Annotated in this window: 13 protein-coding genes; 6 read left to right on the forward strand and 7 right to left on the reverse strand. The window is 73.6% G+C overall.

Translation table 11 applies throughout. The annotated features are described in order from the left end of the window. Positions 1 to 45: 45 nt before the first annotated feature. Complete coding sequence (gene hemG, locus AB0N31_RS35060) at positions 46 to 1,503, reverse strand: protoporphyrinogen oxidase (protein ID WP_366062574.1); 1,458 nt, start codon at positions 1,501 to 1,503, stop codon at positions 46 to 48. 780 nt (positions 1,504 to 2,283) lie between these two features. On the opposite strand from hemG, the gene AB0N31_RS35065 reads away from it, so the two are divergent. Beyond that, positions 2,284 to 3,060, forward strand: a complete 777-nt coding sequence (locus AB0N31_RS35065) for an alpha/beta fold hydrolase (protein ID WP_366062575.1) — start codon at positions 2,284 to 2,286, stop codon at positions 3,058 to 3,060. A 330-nt stretch (positions 3,061 to 3,390) separates the two neighbouring features. On the opposite strand, the gene AB0N31_RS35070 is transcribed toward AB0N31_RS35065, so the two are convergent. Beyond that, positions 3,391 to 3,891, reverse strand: a complete 501-nt coding sequence (locus tag AB0N31_RS35070) for an ArsI/CadI family heavy metal resistance metalloenzyme (RefSeq protein ID WP_366062576.1) — start codon at positions 3,889 to 3,891, stop codon at positions 3,391 to 3,393. Positions 3,892 to 4,087: 196 nt separating this feature from the next. Here AB0N31_RS35070 and AB0N31_RS35075 point away from each other — a divergent pair, with 196 nt between their 5' ends. Further along, positions 4,088 to 4,417, forward strand: a complete 330-nt coding sequence (locus AB0N31_RS35075) for a hypothetical protein (RefSeq protein ID WP_366062578.1) — start codon at positions 4,088 to 4,090, stop codon at positions 4,415 to 4,417. Positions 4,418 to 5,653: 1,236 nt separating this feature from the next. Here AB0N31_RS35075 and AB0N31_RS35080 read toward each other — a convergent pair. The 5 genes from AB0N31_RS35080 to AB0N31_RS35100 all read right to left on the reverse strand — a co-directional run bounded on the left by AB0N31_RS35080 (position 5,654) and on the right by AB0N31_RS35100 (position 11,003). Beyond that, positions 5,654 to 6,541 carry an NmrA family NAD(P)-binding protein gene (locus AB0N31_RS35080; RefSeq protein WP_366062579.1) on the reverse strand — a complete coding sequence of 296 codons (888 nt, stop codon included), beginning with the start codon at positions 6,539 to 6,541 and terminating at the stop codon, positions 5,654 to 5,656. Between the two features lie 199 nt (positions 6,542 to 6,740). Continuing rightward, a complete protein-coding gene (locus AB0N31_RS35085) occupies positions 6,741 to 8,546 on the reverse strand; it encodes an FAD-dependent monooxygenase (protein WP_366062580.1) in 1,806 nt (601 codons plus the stop codon). Positions 8,547 to 9,032: 486 nt separating this feature from the next. Further along, the gene (locus AB0N31_RS35090) at positions 9,033 to 9,764 is read right to left on the reverse strand and encodes a gamma-glutamyl-gamma-aminobutyrate hydrolase family protein (protein WP_366062581.1); all 732 of its coding nucleotides are present in this window, start codon (positions 9,762 to 9,764) and stop codon (positions 9,033 to 9,035) included. Next, positions 9,761 to 10,093, reverse strand: a complete 333-nt coding sequence (locus AB0N31_RS35095) for a non-heme iron oxygenase ferredoxin subunit (protein WP_366062582.1) — start codon at positions 10,091 to 10,093, stop codon at positions 9,761 to 9,763. The genes AB0N31_RS35090 and AB0N31_RS35095 overlap by 4 nt, the downstream gene beginning before the upstream one ends. 181 nt (positions 10,094 to 10,274) lie before the next feature. Continuing rightward, positions 10,275 to 11,003, reverse strand: a complete 729-nt coding sequence (locus AB0N31_RS35100; RefSeq protein WP_366062583.1) for an SDR family oxidoreductase — start codon at positions 11,001 to 11,003, stop codon at positions 10,275 to 10,277. A 325-nt stretch (positions 11,004 to 11,328) separates the two neighbouring features. Between AB0N31_RS35100 and AB0N31_RS35105 the strand changes: the two genes are divergently transcribed. The 4 genes from AB0N31_RS35105 to AB0N31_RS35120 all read left to right on the forward strand — a co-directional run. After that, positions 11,329 to 11,775, forward strand: a complete 447-nt coding sequence (locus tag AB0N31_RS35105; RefSeq protein ID WP_366062584.1) for a carboxymuconolactone decarboxylase family protein — start codon at positions 11,329 to 11,331, stop codon at positions 11,773 to 11,775. A 235-nt stretch (positions 11,776 to 12,010) separates the two neighbouring features. Next, positions 12,011 to 12,685, forward strand: coding sequence for a sulfotransferase family protein (locus AB0N31_RS35110; RefSeq protein WP_366062585.1), 675 nt, complete (start codon positions 12,011 to 12,013; stop codon positions 12,683 to 12,685). A 467-nt stretch (positions 12,686 to 13,152) separates the two neighbouring features. Further along, positions 13,153 to 14,691: an alpha/beta fold hydrolase gene (locus tag AB0N31_RS35115; protein ID WP_366062586.1), complete on the forward strand. Its 1,539-nt coding sequence runs from the start codon at positions 13,153 to 13,155 to the stop codon at positions 14,689 to 14,691. A 161-nt stretch (positions 14,692 to 14,852) separates the two neighbouring features. Next, positions 14,853 to 15,922: FAD-dependent monooxygenase (locus AB0N31_RS35120; RefSeq protein WP_366062587.1), on the forward strand; the 1,070-nt coding region annotated here is incomplete at its 3' end.

Consider the following 15,922-nt stretch of genomic DNA (forward strand, 5'->3'; position numbering starts at 1 on the left):
GGTGGTGTGGGGGTGGTGTGTGGGGGTGTGGGTTATGTCTGTGGGTTATGTCTGTGGGGTGGGGGTGGGGAGTTGGGTGAGGATGTGTTCGGTGGCTTTGAGGGCGCTGGTGATGCATTGGCCGATGCCGATGCCGTCGTAGGCGGCTCCGCAGACGGCGAGGTGGGGTTGGTTGTGGAGGGTGGTGCGGATGCGGGTGACGCGGTCGTGGTGGCCGGTGGTGTATTGGGGGATGGTGGCGGGCCAGCGGGTGATGTGTGTGGCCAGGGGGCGGTTGGTGGTGTGGGTGGCTTGGGTGATTTCGGTGGTGGCGAGGGTGACGAGGTCGGTGTCGTCGTGGTGGAGGAGGTCTTCGTGTCCGCTGCCTGCGGCCTGGCAGCGGATGATGTCGATGTCGTCGGTGAGGTGGGGCCATTTGATGGTGGAGAAGGTGACGATTTTGAGGGCGTGGCCGTCGATGGTGGGGATGCGGTAGCCGCTGTGGCCCAGGGGGCGTAGGGGGGCGAGGGTGTTGCGGGGGTAGGCGAGGGTGATGATGAGGGAGCCGGCGTGGGGGATGTCGGCGAGGGCGGTGGTGGCTGCGGTGGTGGCGGGCAGGGGGGTCAGGAGGCGGCGGGTCTGGTCGGCGGGGACGGCGAGGATGACGGCGTCGGCGTCGAGGTGTTCGGGGTGGGCGGGGGTGCCGGTGGTGATGCGCCAGCCGTGTGTGCGGCGGGTGAGGGCGTGTACGGGGGTGTGGGTGCGGATCCGGGAGTGGGGGGAGGCGGCGAGCAGGTGGTCGGCGAGGGTCTGGGGCAGGGAGCCGAGTCCGCGGGCGAGGGTGGAGATGCCGGTGGTGGGCTGTTCGCCGGGCGGGGGAGGTGGGGGGAGCAGGGCGGCGGCGGCTGCGGTCAGGGAGGTGTGGCGGCGGGCGGCGGTGGCCAGGGGGGTGAGGGTGGCTTCGAAGGAGAGTTCGTCGGCGCGGCCGAAGTAGGCGTCGGCCAGGAACGGTTCGACGAGGCGGTCCACGACCTCGCGGCCGAGGCGGCCTGCGACGTAGTCGGCCACGGAGACGTCGTGGTGGCGTTCGGTGGGCGCCAGGGTGAGGTCCTGGCGGGCGCGGGCCACGGCGGCGTCGGAGACGATGCCGGATTTGGCGAGTTCGTCCAGGTCGCAGGGCACGCCCATGAACTGGCGGTCGGGCTGGGGCCGGATCTGGCCGCGGGTGTAGATCGCCATCGATTTGGTTGCCGCGGCCACGACCTGGTCGGTGAGGCCGGCTGCCTGGAGGAGGCGGGCGGTCTTGGGGCGGCGGGCGTACATCGATTCCGCGCCTTCGTCGATGGTGACCCCGGCCAGTTGTGCTGTGGACAGTTGTCCGCCCAGGCGGGAGGAGCCCTCCAGGACGGTCACCCGTACCGGCTGGTCGCGCAGGAAGAACGCGGCCGCCAGACCGGTGATGCCGCCTCCGATGACGACCACGTGTGCGGGTGCGGCCGCCTGAGCCATGTTGTTGTCCGCCATTCGCCCCTGCTCCTTCGTGGATACGGCTGTCGCCTCAGTGTTGAAGGGGCGCCGATAGTTTTGGTCGAGCCGGGGTGGACCGGAACGGGGCGGACCGGGGCGGGGCGGGGCGGGGCGGGGGGTGCCCGGCCCGATCCGGGGCGGACCAGGACGGGGCGGTGCGGGAGGTGTCCGCCCCGGGCCGGCGCGGAACGGTGAAGGCAGGGCAGGGCAGGGGAGGGGAGGGGGATGCCCGGTCGGGCCGGGCCGGGGTGGCGGCCCGCGTACGGGGTGCTCCCTCCCGTCCCGTTCCCGCGGGCCTCTGGCCGGCACCTTTGCCCCGCCGCCCGCCGCCCGCCGCCCGCCGCCCGCCGCCCGCCGCCCGCCGCCCGCCGCCCGTCGCCCGTCGCCCGTCGCCCGTCGCTTTCGTCGGCGTCTTTGCGTCGCCGTTCGCGGTCTTCGTCACCGTTCTCACGCCGTCGCTCGCCGCCTCACGCCGTCGCTCGCCGCCTCACGTCGCCGCTCGCCGCTCGCCGCCTCACGTCGCCGCCCTCACGCCGTCGCTCGCCGTTCTCACGTCGTTCGCTGTGTCCTTGCGTCGCTGTTTGCGGCTGTGGTGGTTCTCGGTGCTGCGTGCATGCGGGGTGGGTTGGCGGGGCGTGGGTGTGGGTGTGGGGGGTGGGTTGGGGTGGGGCGTGGTGTGGGTGTGGGGGTGGTCCGATCCGTTCTCGACCGGCTGTCGACCGTGGTGCGGGAGATTGCTGTTGCGCGTACGTGTCGGTGGAGGATGAGGAGAGTGGCATGCGGAAGGTCGTTTCTGCGGACGGTACGACGATCGCGTATCGCAGTGCCGGTGACGGTCCGCCGATCGTGCTGGTGAACGGCGCGTTCCGTGACCACACCATCTTCGACCCGCTGGTTCCGGAGCTGGCGCCGCACTGCACCGTCTACGTCTACGACCGTCGCGGACGCGGGCGCAGCGGGGACTGTCCCGGGTATGCCGTCGGGCGTGAGGTCGAGGATCTGGCGGCGGTGATCGAGGAGGCCGGGGGGCAGGCGGTCGTCTTCGCCGGGTCGACCGGTGCGAACCTGGCGTTGGAGGCGGCGCTGGCGGGTGTGGCGATCACCAAGCTCGCGTTGCACGAGCCGTATTTCCGCACCGCCGGGCATCCCAGGCCGCCGGCCGACTGCATGGACGTCCTGCGGGTGCTGCTCGCCGAGGGCCGGCGTGACGAGGCCGCGCGGTACTGGCTGAGTGAACTGCTGGGTCTGGGGGCTGAGGTCATCGCCGAGTGGCGGCAGGCTCCTTTGTGGGCGACGAACGAGGCGAACGCCCACACGCTGCTGTACGACACGACCATCCTGGGGGACTTCGAGGTGCCCGTCGGCCGTCTGGCCGCCCTGCGCACGCCGGCTGTGGTCCTCAACAGTGACGCCACCGGTGACTGGCTGCGTGATGCGGCCCGGGCGACCGCGGCCGCGCTGCCCAACGGGTTCGGGATGCAGCTGCCGGGTTCGTGGCACCGCATCGACACCGGCATCCTGGGCCGGGTCCTGGCCGGGTTCGCCACCACCTGAAGGGCGCCGCCCCGGACGGCGGCGGGCACCCGGGACGCCGGCTTTTCCGCCTTTGCGGACCGGGGGCTTTTTCCTCCGGCAGGGCGGGGGCGGGGGCGGCTTTTTTGTGCGGGGGAGCGGATCGGGCAGGTCGCCGGCATCCTTGGGGGCTCGGCGGGTGCCGGGGCGCGGGCGTGCGGGGCGGTGCCCGGCCCGGGGCCGGCGCCGGGGTGGCGGCGGGTGTCCTGCGGCAGGTGACGGCGGGGCAGGGGCGCCTGCGCCGGCCGTGCGCCGGCTGTCCGGTGGTCGTGGCCGCGCTGTGGTGGCAGGTGCCGTCCGGCGGGCAGCGGGTCAGGTGGTGCCGGTGCGTGCGGCGGCCTTCGTCCGGGCCGGCGTCCGGGCGTGAGCGGGCGCCTGCCCGGCGGGAGTGCAGCAGGCTGTGGTCCCGCAGCAGGCGTTCGGGGAGGGGGCGGCCTTTTCCCGGGTGCCGGCGTCGGCCTTGACCACGTACACCTCCCACGCCTCCTTGCCCGGGGCGTTCACCCACACCTTGTCCTGCAGGGCGTAGCAGCACGAGGTGTCGTTCTCCTCCCGCGGGGCCAGGCCCGCGTCCCGCAGCCGGGTGGCGGCGGCGGTGACGTCCTGGGGGGAGGCGACCTCGACGCCGAGGTGGTCCAGGCGGGTTTGCGGGGTGTCGCCCTCGATGAGCACCAGCTTCAGCGGGGGCTCGGTGACGGCGAAGTTGGCGTAGCCCGCGCGCCGTTTGGCCGGCTCGGTGCCCAGGAGCTGGGAGTAGAAGGCGATCGAGGCTTCCAGGTCGGCGACGCGCAGGGCGAGCTGGACTCGGGACATGGCGGTCTCCCCTCCGGGACGACGCTGTATCGACGACTGTCGATACAATCGAGGCTGTCACCCGGATGGACGGACGTCAACATGGAGGGGTGTCGAAACAGGCTGGTCCGCCGACGCCCGGCCAGGACGCGGGGTGCTGCGTCCCGGAGGGAGGCGTGAGCCGCCGGGTGAAGCGGACGGCGCCGGTCTGCCCCGGATGTCCAAGGCGCCGGCGCACCCGGTCCCGCCCCTGCCCCCGCCCCTGCCCCCGCCCCTGCTCCCGCCCCTGCTCCCGCCCCTGCTCCCGCCCCTGCTCCCGCCCCTGCTCCCGCGCCTGCTCCCGCGCCTGCTCCCGCCCCTGCTCCCGCGCCTGCTCCCGTCCCCGTCCCCGCGCCTGCTCCTGTCCCTGTTCCCGCGCCTGCCCCTGTTCCTGGGCCGGTGGCCGGCCGCCCGCCCGCCGGCGCCGACGAGCGGGCACGTGCCGGGCGGGCCCTCACCGTGGCGTGTCACGATGCGCGCGGTGGCCGTCGGCGCGGCCGGCGGGTGATACGGCATCGGCGGCGGTTTTTCCCCCGGCTTCCTCCCGGCCGGCCGGGAGGGCCCGTCGCCCGCGTCCCCCGGTGGTGCTCGCCTTCGCCTTCCTCGCCGCACCGGCCGGTGCCGGGGCCTTGTGCGTGGTTGTCCCTCGCCGGCGGTGACGGCAGCGCCCGGCGGGCTGCTCCCACTGGCCTGCGGACCGGGCGGGCCGGGGCGGGCGGGGCGGGGCGGGCCGGGCGGCGGGTGCCGGGGTGCCCGCCTTCGGCCCTGCCCGGCTCGCAGGCCGCCTCCGTCTTCGGCCCTGCCCGGCCCGCAGGCTTCCTCGGCCTTCCGTCGGGCACCCTCGCCGCCACGGTCGGTGTGCTCTGCGCGGTCCGGGCGCTTGCCTGACAGCACGTCAGCTGCTGTCGGCACGTCAGCTGCTGTCGGCGCGGCGGCCGTTGACTGTACGTGCGCCCGGGGGAGGGGGCTTTCGTGGCGTCGGTGTCCTGCTGCCGGTGTGCCGTGGCGGGCGGCGGGCCCGGCTCTCACCGGGGGAGGCCGGCCCTGCGCGGCGGTGTGCGTCGCACCGGGTGCGGTCCGGGCCGGGGGAGGGGGCCTCTCGGTGGCCGGGCGGCCCGATGGCGGCGGCGCTGTGCTGCCGTGTCCGGCTGCGGGAAGGGGGGCGCCGTTTCGGCGGCCCGTTGCGCGGACTTCCTTGTCCCGTCCCTTCCGGGCACGGTCCGGGCCTGCCTCATCGGCCGGATGCGGTCCGTGCGACGCCGGCCGCCGGGTGCGGGGGCGTGGGCCCGCGGGCGCTCACGCAGCCTCCTGTCCCTGACCGGACGTCAGCTGCGCGCCGGGCTTTCGGGCACGGGCGGCCGGTTCCCCGCTTCTTCGGTCTGCCCCTCCCGTGCCCGGACCGCGGCCGCCGCGCCCGGGGCTGCCGCTGCCCGGCGACGGGCCGCCCCCCCCCGCTCCCGGCCGCTGCCCGCCCTCCCCGGCCGCTGTTCGCCCCTGTGCCGCTGTGCGCCTCTGTGCCCGGTGGCACCGGTGGCACCGGTGGCGGGGGTGTGCGGCGGCTGCTCACGGCGGCCGTGGCCGGGCAGGTGCAGGGGGGCGGTGGTGTGTGCGGCAGGTCCCGTGCCGCCTTCGCCGTCCGGGGCCCGTACGGCACGGACGCACGGACGCACGGACGCAGGGAGGCAGGGAGGCTGGGAGGCTGGGAGGCTGGGAGGCCGGCAGTGCCGGGCTGCGCGGTGACCGCTCAGCTCACGGGGACGGTCCAGTTGCTGCGCAGCCAGCTCTCCAGGCTGGTCAGGCGGGGCCGGATGCGGCGCAGTTCGGCCAGGTCGGCGTGGTAGCCGTCGTTCTCGAGCCAGTCGAACATGGCGGCCAGGTCGGGGCGGGCGGTGCGCAGGGGCTCGAAGGACTGCTGCGCGTAGCGGGCCGGGACGCCGGCCACGCGCCCGAACGTCTCGGCGATCTGCACGCCGGTCAGTTCGTCGCTGGTGATCTCCACCTGCCGGCCCAGCCACGCGGCCCGGTCGTCGAAGGCGTCCGCGGCGAACGCGCCGATGTCGCCGGTCGCGATGACCTGGACGGGGGTGTGGGGGCTCAGCCACAGGCTCAAGACCAGCTCGCCGTCGACCAGGCGGGGGCCGAGGTCCAGGAGGATGTCGTAGAACATCGTCGGCCGCAGCACCGTCGCGGGCAGGCCGAGCTTGTCGATGTGCTCCTCGATGGCGAGCTTGCTGCGGAAGTGCGGGATGGCGGCGCAGCGTTCGGCGCCGCCCACCGAGCTGTACACCAGGTGCTCCACGCCCGCCTCGGCGGCGGCGTCGGCGACCGCCTTGCCCTGGCGTTCCTCCGCGGCCACCCCGCCGGGGCCCCGGAACGTCTGGACGCTGAACACGCCGCTCACGCCGTGCATCGCCGCACGCACGGAGGCGGGTTCGTCCAGGTCCGCGTGCACCAGGTGCGCACCCGCCTCGGCGAGCGCGAGCGCGGCGGGCGCGCGCACGTCACGTACCAGGGCGCGCACGTCGCGTCCGCGGCGCAGCAGTTCGCGGGCCACCGCGCCGCCCTGCCGGCCGGTTGCGCCCAGGACCAGGACCGTCGCGCCCGCCGCCACCGTGTTCTCTTCGTTGTCCATTGCCTCACCGATGCGTCGTCCCGGCCTGCCGGGAAAAAGGGAGAAAGAAGAAAAGAGAAAAGAGGAAAAAAAGGGGGGGTGGGGGTGGGGGTGGCCGGTGTGCGGCCGGATGCCGAAGGCGCCGCCGGCCCCCTCCCCGGGCCCCGCCCCGCCCCCTTCCCCCTCCTGTTTTCTGGTCTGGCGCTCTGCCTGCCGGGGATCAGGAAGCGGAACCCGTGGTGGCGCGGGGGTCGAGAATGCGGGAGAACGCGTTCGCCAGGACGTCCGCCGGGTGCGCGGCGGCGGTCATCGCGCGCCACGCCACGTGGGTGTCGGGGCGGACCAGGACGGCGCCGTCCCCGCGGACCTCGCGGACGGCCTCCCAGCCGCCGTCGACGTCGGTGAACGGCCCGTCCTGCCCGTCCTGCCCGGCCTGGGGGTGCTGGGTGATGCGGACGGTGCGGATGGGGACCGAGAACTTCTCCGCGACCTGTGCGGCCGCCTGCGCCCACGCCGCCCCGTCGTCGCCGGTGAGCAGGACGAAACCGGCCGGGGAGCCGGTCAGGTCGTGGGTCGACAGGCGCTCGCCGTCCCGCTCGAGCCAGGCGTGCGGCAGCCGGTGCCCGGGCCGGGTGGTGGGGTGGTACACGTCGCGCATGGGCACCCGCGCGGGGGGCGGGCTGCCGTCGGGGACGAGGGCGCCCTGTTCGTAGTGGAAGCCGATCTCGAAGTCGTGGGCCTGGCAGCCGGCGCGGTGGGTGTCCAGGATCTCCGCGGTCCGCGCCCGCACCACCTCACCCAGGGGCGACTGGTCGAAGTAGGCGGCGAACATGCGCTGCCGGCGTTCCTGGGGGACGCGCGGGCCCAGGCCCACGGTGCCCAGGACCGTCTGGTGGTGCGAGGCCGCCGACACCGCCCAGTCGACGTTGAGCCGGCACACCGGCCGCCGCTCCGCCTCGTAGGTGTCCAGGAGACTGTCGTGGGCGCGGCCGCCGAGCACCGCGGCCAGCTTCCACGCCAGGTTGTGGGCGTCCTGGATGCCGGAGTTCAGGCCCAGGCCGACGGTGGGCGGCTGGCGGTGCGCGGAGTCGCCGGCCAGCAGCACCCGTCCCTTGCGGTAGCGCTCGGCGACCAGCGCCTCCACCGTCCAGTTCGTCACGTGGTGCAAGGTCAGCTCCAGGCCGGGCAGGCCCAGCAGCTCCCGGATCCTGGGCACGACCGACTCCTCGTCGAGCCGGTCGGCATCCATCGGCTCGAAGTGCAGGACCCACTCCTCGCACGCCTTGCCCCAGCTGGGCCCCATCTCGATGAGGTTGCTGCACAGGTCGGGGTCGTAGGCGTTCAGCAGGTGGGTCAGCAGCGTGCCCTCCTGCCACCACGGCGACAGGTCGGCGCTGAAGTACGCGGTCGTCACGTCCAGCAGGCCGTGCACGCCTTCCATCTCGATGCCCAGGGCCCGGCCGACCGTGCGGCCGCCGTCGGCCCCGACCAGGTAGCGCGCGGTGACCGTGGTGCTCTCACCGGTGGCGGTGTCGCGGATCTCGGCGACCACCCGGTCGCCCTCGTCGGTGAAGGCGACCATCTCGTGGCCGAACAGGATGCGCCCGGGATTCCGTTCCTGCGCGGTGCGGCGCAGGATCGGCTCCAGCCGCACCTGCGGCAGCTTGACCGGCAGCACCGGCCCGGCAGCGGCGTAGCGGGCGCGCAGCGAGCCGCCGCCGAAGGCGTCCATCTCGTGGAGGTGCTGCCCGTCCATCGGCCGGTCCCCGGCCAGCGAGGTCAGCCAGCGCAGCTTCCCGAACAGCTCCAGCGGCGCCCCCTGCTCCACCATCGGCCCGTCGAGCCCGTGCTGACGGAATATCTCCATCGTGCGCTGGTTGAGGTAGTGCGCCTTGGGCACGTGCGCGGTGTCCGCGTGCCGTTCGACGAGCAGGTGGTCCACACCGTGATCGGACAGGAAGTTGGAGGCGGCAAGACCGCATCCGCCGCCGCCCACGATAAGAACCGGAACCTCGACTGCTCCCATTTTCGTCCTTCCGGAAGGTGACAGCCTCACGGTCACGGGGACTGCCGCATGTGCCGGGAATGCCTTCGACACGCAAATGTGGTCGTGCTCGGCTGTGCATTCTGAGTGGAGATGCCTACGCAGCATGACCTGGGCCTCTTTAGTCCCGGTCAACCACCGGTGGACCCCCGCGGACGGACCCGGCGGACGGACCCCGGCGGACGGACCCGGCAGGACCGCTCCCGCCGGACGGCCCTCCCGCCGGGCGGACTCGGCCGGGTGGCCCTCGGCGGGTGGTTTCTGCCCGTCAGGCCTGGCCGCCGCGGCTCCCGCCGGCCGGGCTCCCGCGGGCGGTGCTGGGCCGGGCTCCCGCGGGCGGTGCTGGGCCGGGCCGACCTGGACGGACCGTCATCACCGGGTGGCCCCGCCGGGCGGGCCCGAGCGGATGGGCCCCGGCGGGTGACCTGTGCCGGGCGGCTCCCGGCCGGGCGGGCCCGGGCGGGTGGTTCAGCGGTGTCGGGCGGCTCGGGCCAGTGCCACGTGGAGCCGGTCGTCCTCGGTCTGGCCGGCTTCCCACTGCACGCCGACCGCGAAGGGGTGGCCGACCGCCTCGACCGCCTCGACGACGCCGTCCGGCGCCCAGGCGGTGGCGGTGAGGCCGGTGCCGATCCGGTCGACCGCCTGGTGGTGGTGGCAGGCGGTCTCGGGCGGGCCGTCGCTGCCCAGGACCGAGGCGATACGGCTGCCGGCCTCCAGCTCCAGGACGTGCCGGCCGAACACGAACGCGGCGCCGTCCGGGCGGTGGGTGTCGTCGCCGGTGATCTCCGGCAGATGCTGGTGCAGGGTGCCCCCGCACCGCACGTTGAGCAGCTGCATGCCGCGGCAGACGGCGAGCAGGGGCAGACGCGCCTCCAGCGCCGCACCGAGCACGGCGAGTTCGGCACGGTCCATGTCCGCGCTGCCGCCACGGGTGCGCGGATGCCGGCTCTGCCCGTACAGCGCCGGATCGACGTCCGGGCCGCCCGGCACGAGCAGGCCGTCGAGACCGGCGACGACCTCCTCGACGCCCGGCCGCAGCGGCAGCACCACGGGCAGACAGCCCGCGGCGGCCAGGAAGTCCACATGCGACTGGAGCGCGAGGCTCACCACCATGTCGGTGCCCTGCAGGGTGACCGGCACGCTCCGGCCGGTGATCCCGACCACCGGCCGGCGCCCCGGCCCCTTCGACGCCGACGTCATGACCGTCCCCCCGGGCCTTCGCCGTCCGGCGACACGTACACGAAGCCGTCCTCGACCTTCACCCGGTAGGTGGCGATCGGCGCCGTCGCCGGCGGGTTGACCGGCCGGCCGCTGCGCAGGTCGAAACACGACCCGTGCAGCCAGCACTCGATCGTCGTGCCCTCGACCTCCCCATCGGACAGGGAGACCTCGGCGTGGGAGCACAGGTCACCGACCGCGTACACCGTCTCGCCCCTGCGCACCAGGGCGACCGGCAGGTCACCGACCTCCACCGCGATCGCGCCCCCGGCCGGGATCTTGTCCACCGGACACACCTTGACGAAGCTCATCGCCGCAGCACTCCTCCTGCATCGGGTCCGGTCTCTCCCGGATCTCCCACACCTCGCTCCACCCTGGGCCTTTGCTCTCGAGGATCGACCGAGCAGAAAACGACCCCCGTTGGAGCCCCGGGCCCGCCGGGCGTCCCGGCGGCCACCGCGGGACGGGGCGGCCCGGTCCGCGGGCGGGCGGCTACCAGGGGACGGGACCGTCCTGCGACAGGGACGCCCCCGAGGGGCCCGCGGCGTCCAGCAGCGCCAGGCGGACCGCGATCACGGCGCCCTGCGCGGGCGTGCGCTGCCCGCGGTGGCCGTTGATGTCGGTGGCCACCACGCCGGGATGGGCCGCGTTCACCTTGATCGGGGTGTCGCGCAGCTCCTTGGCGTAGGCGAGCGTGATCGCGTTGAGGGCGGTCTTGGAGGACTGGTAGGCGATCATGTTGACGCCGGCCGTCGGGGACGCCGGATCGGCGTTCAGGGCCAGCGATCCCAGGTGGCTCGACATGTTGACGATGCGTCCGCCCTGCGAGCGGCGCAGCAGGGGCAGCATCGCGTGGGTCACGGTGACCACGCCGAAGACGTTGGTCTCGTACACCTGCCGCAGGTCGTCCGCCCGCGCCTGGCTGGGCGCCCCGGTGAAAGCGCCGGCGATGCCGGCGTTGTTGACCAGGATGTCCAGGCGGCCGTACCGCTGCTCGACGAAGGCCGCGGCCGCGGCCACGCGGGCCGCGTCCGTCACGTCGAGGTGCACCGGCACCGCCGTGATGCCGCCGTCCGCCAGCGCGGCGGCCGCCTGCTTGCCGCGCACCTCGTCACGGGCGCCGACCAGGACGACGGCTCCCTGCTCGCCCAGCTGCCGTGCTGTCTCGTATCCGATGCCCTTGTTGGCGCCCGTGATGAGCGCGATCTTGTCGACCGGCACGGTGGACGTCCCTTCCGTCGTAGGGGAGTGCGGGGTGGCTCACGTGCGGGGGTGCTGCACCGAAGCGTCACACAGGTGCGGTGCTCCCACCGAGGCCGGCGTGAACGCCGCCGGTGTTCAACCGCGCCCGTTCCGCAGTCGAACACGCGCCCCGCCCCGTCCGGCGCGCCCCGCACTTGCAGGACGGGGCGGCGCGACGGCAGCCTGGTGCACCGGCACCCGCCGCCGCACGAGCGCGCCGCGTGCCCCCACCCCCTTCTTCGTTCCTCGCCGCACGACGCCCGAGCAGCCACGCAGCAGGCCCGACCCACAGGGAGAAGCCCCGATGCCCCCGAGGATGAACAACCCTTCGCTGGTCGTCCCCGACGCCCTGCAGCCCCTGCTCGACCTGACCAAGGTCATCGGCCAGGTCGGCGTCCCGCAGCGCACACTGGACCTGATCCGGCTGCGGGTCAGCCAGCTCAACGGCCGCATCTACACGATCCCCGACGATCTCGGCAGCGCGGCCGAGGCCGACGAACGCCTGCCCCGGGTGGCCGGCTGGCGGGAAGCGGACTGCTTCACCCCCGCCGAACGCGCCGCACTGGCACTGGCCGAGAGCGCCACCGACCTCAGCGGCCAGGACGACCCCGTCTCCGACGAGGTCTGGCAGGAAGCGGCCCGCCACCACACCGAGACGGAACTCGCCGCACTGGTCATCCACATCGGCCTGGTCAACCTCTGGAACCGCATCAACGTCTCCACCCGGCAGGTCCCGGCGGCCTGGCGCTGAACAGCCGGCACCCCGCACCACCCCCGGCCCCGCACCACCCCCGCCCGCGGCCTGCGGACCCGCACACGGCCTGCGGACCCGCACACGGCCTGCGGACCCGCCCGCGGCCTGCGGACCCGCCCGCGGCCGGCACGCCCGGTCAACTTCTGGCGCACACAGCCCTGTTGACTCCGCGCGGGCCGCGGGAAAGCATGCTCGCAGCCGACCACCCAGCCGCCAGGGAAGGAACCGCACCGTGCTGAAGCTCATCAACGCCGGGTTGGGCAGGACCGGGACGACGTCACTGCAGGAGGCGCTGGAACAGCTCGGTTACGGACCCTGCTACCACATGTTCGACATCGTCGGCGACGAGAAGCGCCTGGCACAGTGGGAGGGCATCATCTGCGACGGCCGGCAGGCCGACTGGGACGCCGTGTTCGACGGCTACACCTCCGCGGTGGACGGCCCTCCCTCCTTCTACTACGACCAGATCACCAAGGCGTTCCCCGACGCCAAGGTCGTCCTGACGGTGCGCGACGCCGACAGCTGGTACGAGAGCACCTACAACACGCTCTACCAGTTCGTCCTCAAGAACAAGGACAACCCTGCACCCCCGGGGTCCCGGCAGGCCCGCGTCTACCGCATGACCAGCGTCATGACCTGGGACGGCCTGTTCGAGGGCCGGTTCGCCGACAAGGACCGGGCCATCGAGGTCTACCACCGGCGCAACCAGGAGATCATGGACGCCGTCCCCGCGGACAACCTCCTCGTCTACGACGTGAAGCAGGGCTGGGAACCGCTGTGCGCGTTCCTGGGAGCCGACGTGCCGGCCGCGCAGTTCCCGCACGCCAACACCACCGCGAACATGCGCGAACGGATGCAGCAGATGGCCGCCGGCGGCCCGCCCGCCGCCCCCGGCACCCCACGCTGACACACCCCCCTCTCTCTTTCCCGCCCCGCGGAAAACGGCCCGACCCACGGCCGCTCCGCGGGGTTTTCTCACGCCCCGGCCCGCCCCGGCAAAACGGCCGCTCCGCATCCCCGGCAAAGCCGCCGCATCCCGTCCCCGCCCCGGCGAAACGGCCGTTTCCCGTCCCGGCCTGCCCGGCCCGGCCCCGGCGGCGAACTCCGCGCCCCTTTTCCCCGTTCACGCCCCGCACCCGGCGCCCGCCCCTTCCTTTTCCGCGGCCGCCCCCCTTTTTTTTCCGTAGCCGGACCGGTGCGCCATTTCGGCTCCGCCCGAGGCGCATTCGGTGTTCAACCGTAGATGTTTTCCCGCCACTTCCTCCTGCGGATAGTCTCTCGCCGACCCCCCTGGACATGCCCGTGGAAATCGGGTGCGCCGACCTGCCCGTGCACCGGGCCGCGCGGCGCGCCTGCGCTCAAGAAGGGGAATACGTGAGGAAGTTCCTAGCAATGACGGCGGCGGCCGCCACCGCCCTGGCCGGCGCGGCGGTCGCGGCACCGGCGAAGGCGTCGGCCGACCTGCCGGCGGCCGGCGTCTCCTGGTCGCCCTGCCCGGACAACGACCCGGTCATCGGGGGTTACCTGAAAGGGCTCGAATGCGGCACGCTCGAGGTCCCGCTCGACCACAGCCGCCCCGACGGCCGCACGATACGACTGGCCCTGACCCGCGCCCGGCACACCGCGCCCGACGAGCAGTACCAGGGCATCGTGCTGCTCAACCGCGGCCAGTGGCCGGGGCAGTTCGGGCGTGACCTGCCCACCCGGTTCGCCAAGGGCACCTCCGGACTGTCCCCGGCCGTCGGCGCCACCTACGACTGGATCGGCTTCGACCCGCGCGGCACCGGGGCCAGCGAGCCGCAGATCACCTGCGAGCCGACCTACGTCTGGCCGGGCAAGGCCCGCCCCGACCTGGTGCCCGCCACGCCCGCCGACGAACAGGCGTGGCTGGACAAGGCCCGCGCCTTCGCCGACAGCTGCGGCCGCGCCCACGGCGACACCCTCGCCCACCTCGGCACCAAGGACGCCGCCCGCGACCTGGACCTGATCCGCCAGGCACTCGGCCAGGAACAGCTGACCTACTTCGGCTGGGACTACGGCACCTACCTCGGCTCGGTCTACGCCTCGATGTTCCCCCACCGGGTGCGCCGCATGGTCCTCGACACCGTCGTGCAGCCCACCGGCGGCTGGTACGACGACGTCCTCGAACAGAACGTCACCTTCCAAAAGAGCGCCGAGAACTACTTCTCCTGGATCGCCGCCCACGACGCCACCTACCACCTGGGCACCACGAAGGCCCAGGTGGCGGCCAGGTACGACGAAGGCATGGCGAGGGTGCGCCAGACACCCGTCGACGGCCGGATCGGACCCGCCGAGTACACCGAGGTCTTCCTGGTCAACCTCTACCGCCGCTCCTCCTGGACCGGCCACACCAAGGCACTGGCCGACTGGGTGCTGCGCAAGGACCCCACCGGCCTGAAGGCCAACTTCAACGACCCCGGCTACCCCACCCAGAACAAGCAGGCCATGTACAACGCCGTCCAGTGCACCGACTCGCCCTGGCCGCGCGACGTCAAGCGCTGGCACCGCGACTACTGGCGCCAGTACCGCACCGGCACCACCTTCCTCACCTGGTACAACGCCTGGTACAACGCGCCGTGTGCGTTCTGGCCGGTGCCCGCCGGCACCCCGCACAAGACCGGCGCCGCGGGCGTGGACATCCTCCTGGTCCAGGGCCGGCACGTCGCCGGCTCCCCGCTGGCCGGCGCCTACGACGTGCACCGCCGGTTCCCCAACTCCCGGCTCCTGCTGGAGAACGACGGCTACGAACACGAGACGTCGCTGTCGCGCAACGCCAACACGTGCATCAACGCCTACGTCAGCGCCTACCTCGAGGACGGCACCCGCCCGGCCTCCGCCAAGGGCGCCGACGCCGCCTGCGACGCCAACCCCGCGCCCGTCCCGGCGCCGTAGGAACCGCACCCCCGCCGGGGGCGTTCAACCGCGGAGAAATCCGCGGTTGAACGCCCCCGCGCACGCTGCGAGTTCGGCATTCCTTGTGTCATTGCAGCCGAAGGGGGCCCTGTGTAGTTTGAAAACGACGATTTCCCAGCCGCCCGCGTGGAAGGCCAAAAATGGAAACTGGCGTCATCATTGTCGGTGCCGGGCCGGTCGGACTGATGCTGGCCGCAGAACTCCACCTGGGCGGCGTGAACGTCACCGTCTACGACAAACTCCCCGCCCCTTCCGGAGAATCCCGCGCACTCGGATTCAACCGGCGGGCAGCCGAATCGCTGGACCAGCGCGGACTGCTTTCCCGGATCGGTGAATTCCGGTGGGGCCCGATGGGACACTTCGGCGGAGTCCGTTTCGACCTCGGCATGCTGGCCGACAACCACAGCGGCGTCCTGGGCCTGTCCCAGGCCCGCACCGAGGAGATGCTCGCCCACCGGCTCGCCGAACTCGGCGTCACGGTGCGCCGCGGCCACGAGGTCACCGGCGTGCGCGAGACGCCCGACGGCGTCGTCGTCGACCTCGACGGCCCCGACGGCCCCGCCCACGACAGCGCCCGCTACCTGGTCGGCTGCGACGGCGCACGCAGCACCGTGCGCACCGCCGCCGGCATCCCCGCCCGGACCTGGCAGCCCACCCGCGGCATGTACACCGCGGAGATCACCGGGGTGACCCTGCGCCCGCGGCCCATCGGCGAACGCCTGCCCGGTGGCCACATGGTGGTGTGCACCCCCCTGGGCGAGGGCCGGCTGCGCATCGTCATCCACGACCGGAACCTGCCGCCCCACCCCGACCCCGACACGCTCACCTTCCCCCAGGTCGCCGACGCCTGGCAGCGCCTGACCGGCGAGTCCATCCACCACGGCCAGGCACAGTGGATGTGGGCCTGCGACAACAGCGCCGCCCTCGCCGACACCTACCGGCGCGGCCGGGTGCTCCTGGCCGGCGACGCCGCGCACGCGATGCCGCCGCTGGCCGCCTGGGGCCTGAGCGCCGGCCTGCAGGACGCGGCCAACCTCGGCTGGAAACTCGCCGCAACCGTCAACGGCCGGGCCCCCGAAGAACTGCTGGACACCTACCACGCCGAACGCCACCCCATCGGCCGGCAACTCATCCGCAACGCCCGGGCGGCGTCCCTGCTGTACCTCGGCGACGCCGACATGGACCCGCTGCGCGCCGTACTGGGCGAACT

This window comes from Streptomyces sp. NPDC051051 (assembly GCF_040682975.1).
Taxonomy (GTDB): domain Bacteria; phylum Actinomycetota; class Actinomycetes; order Streptomycetales; family Streptomycetaceae; genus Streptomyces.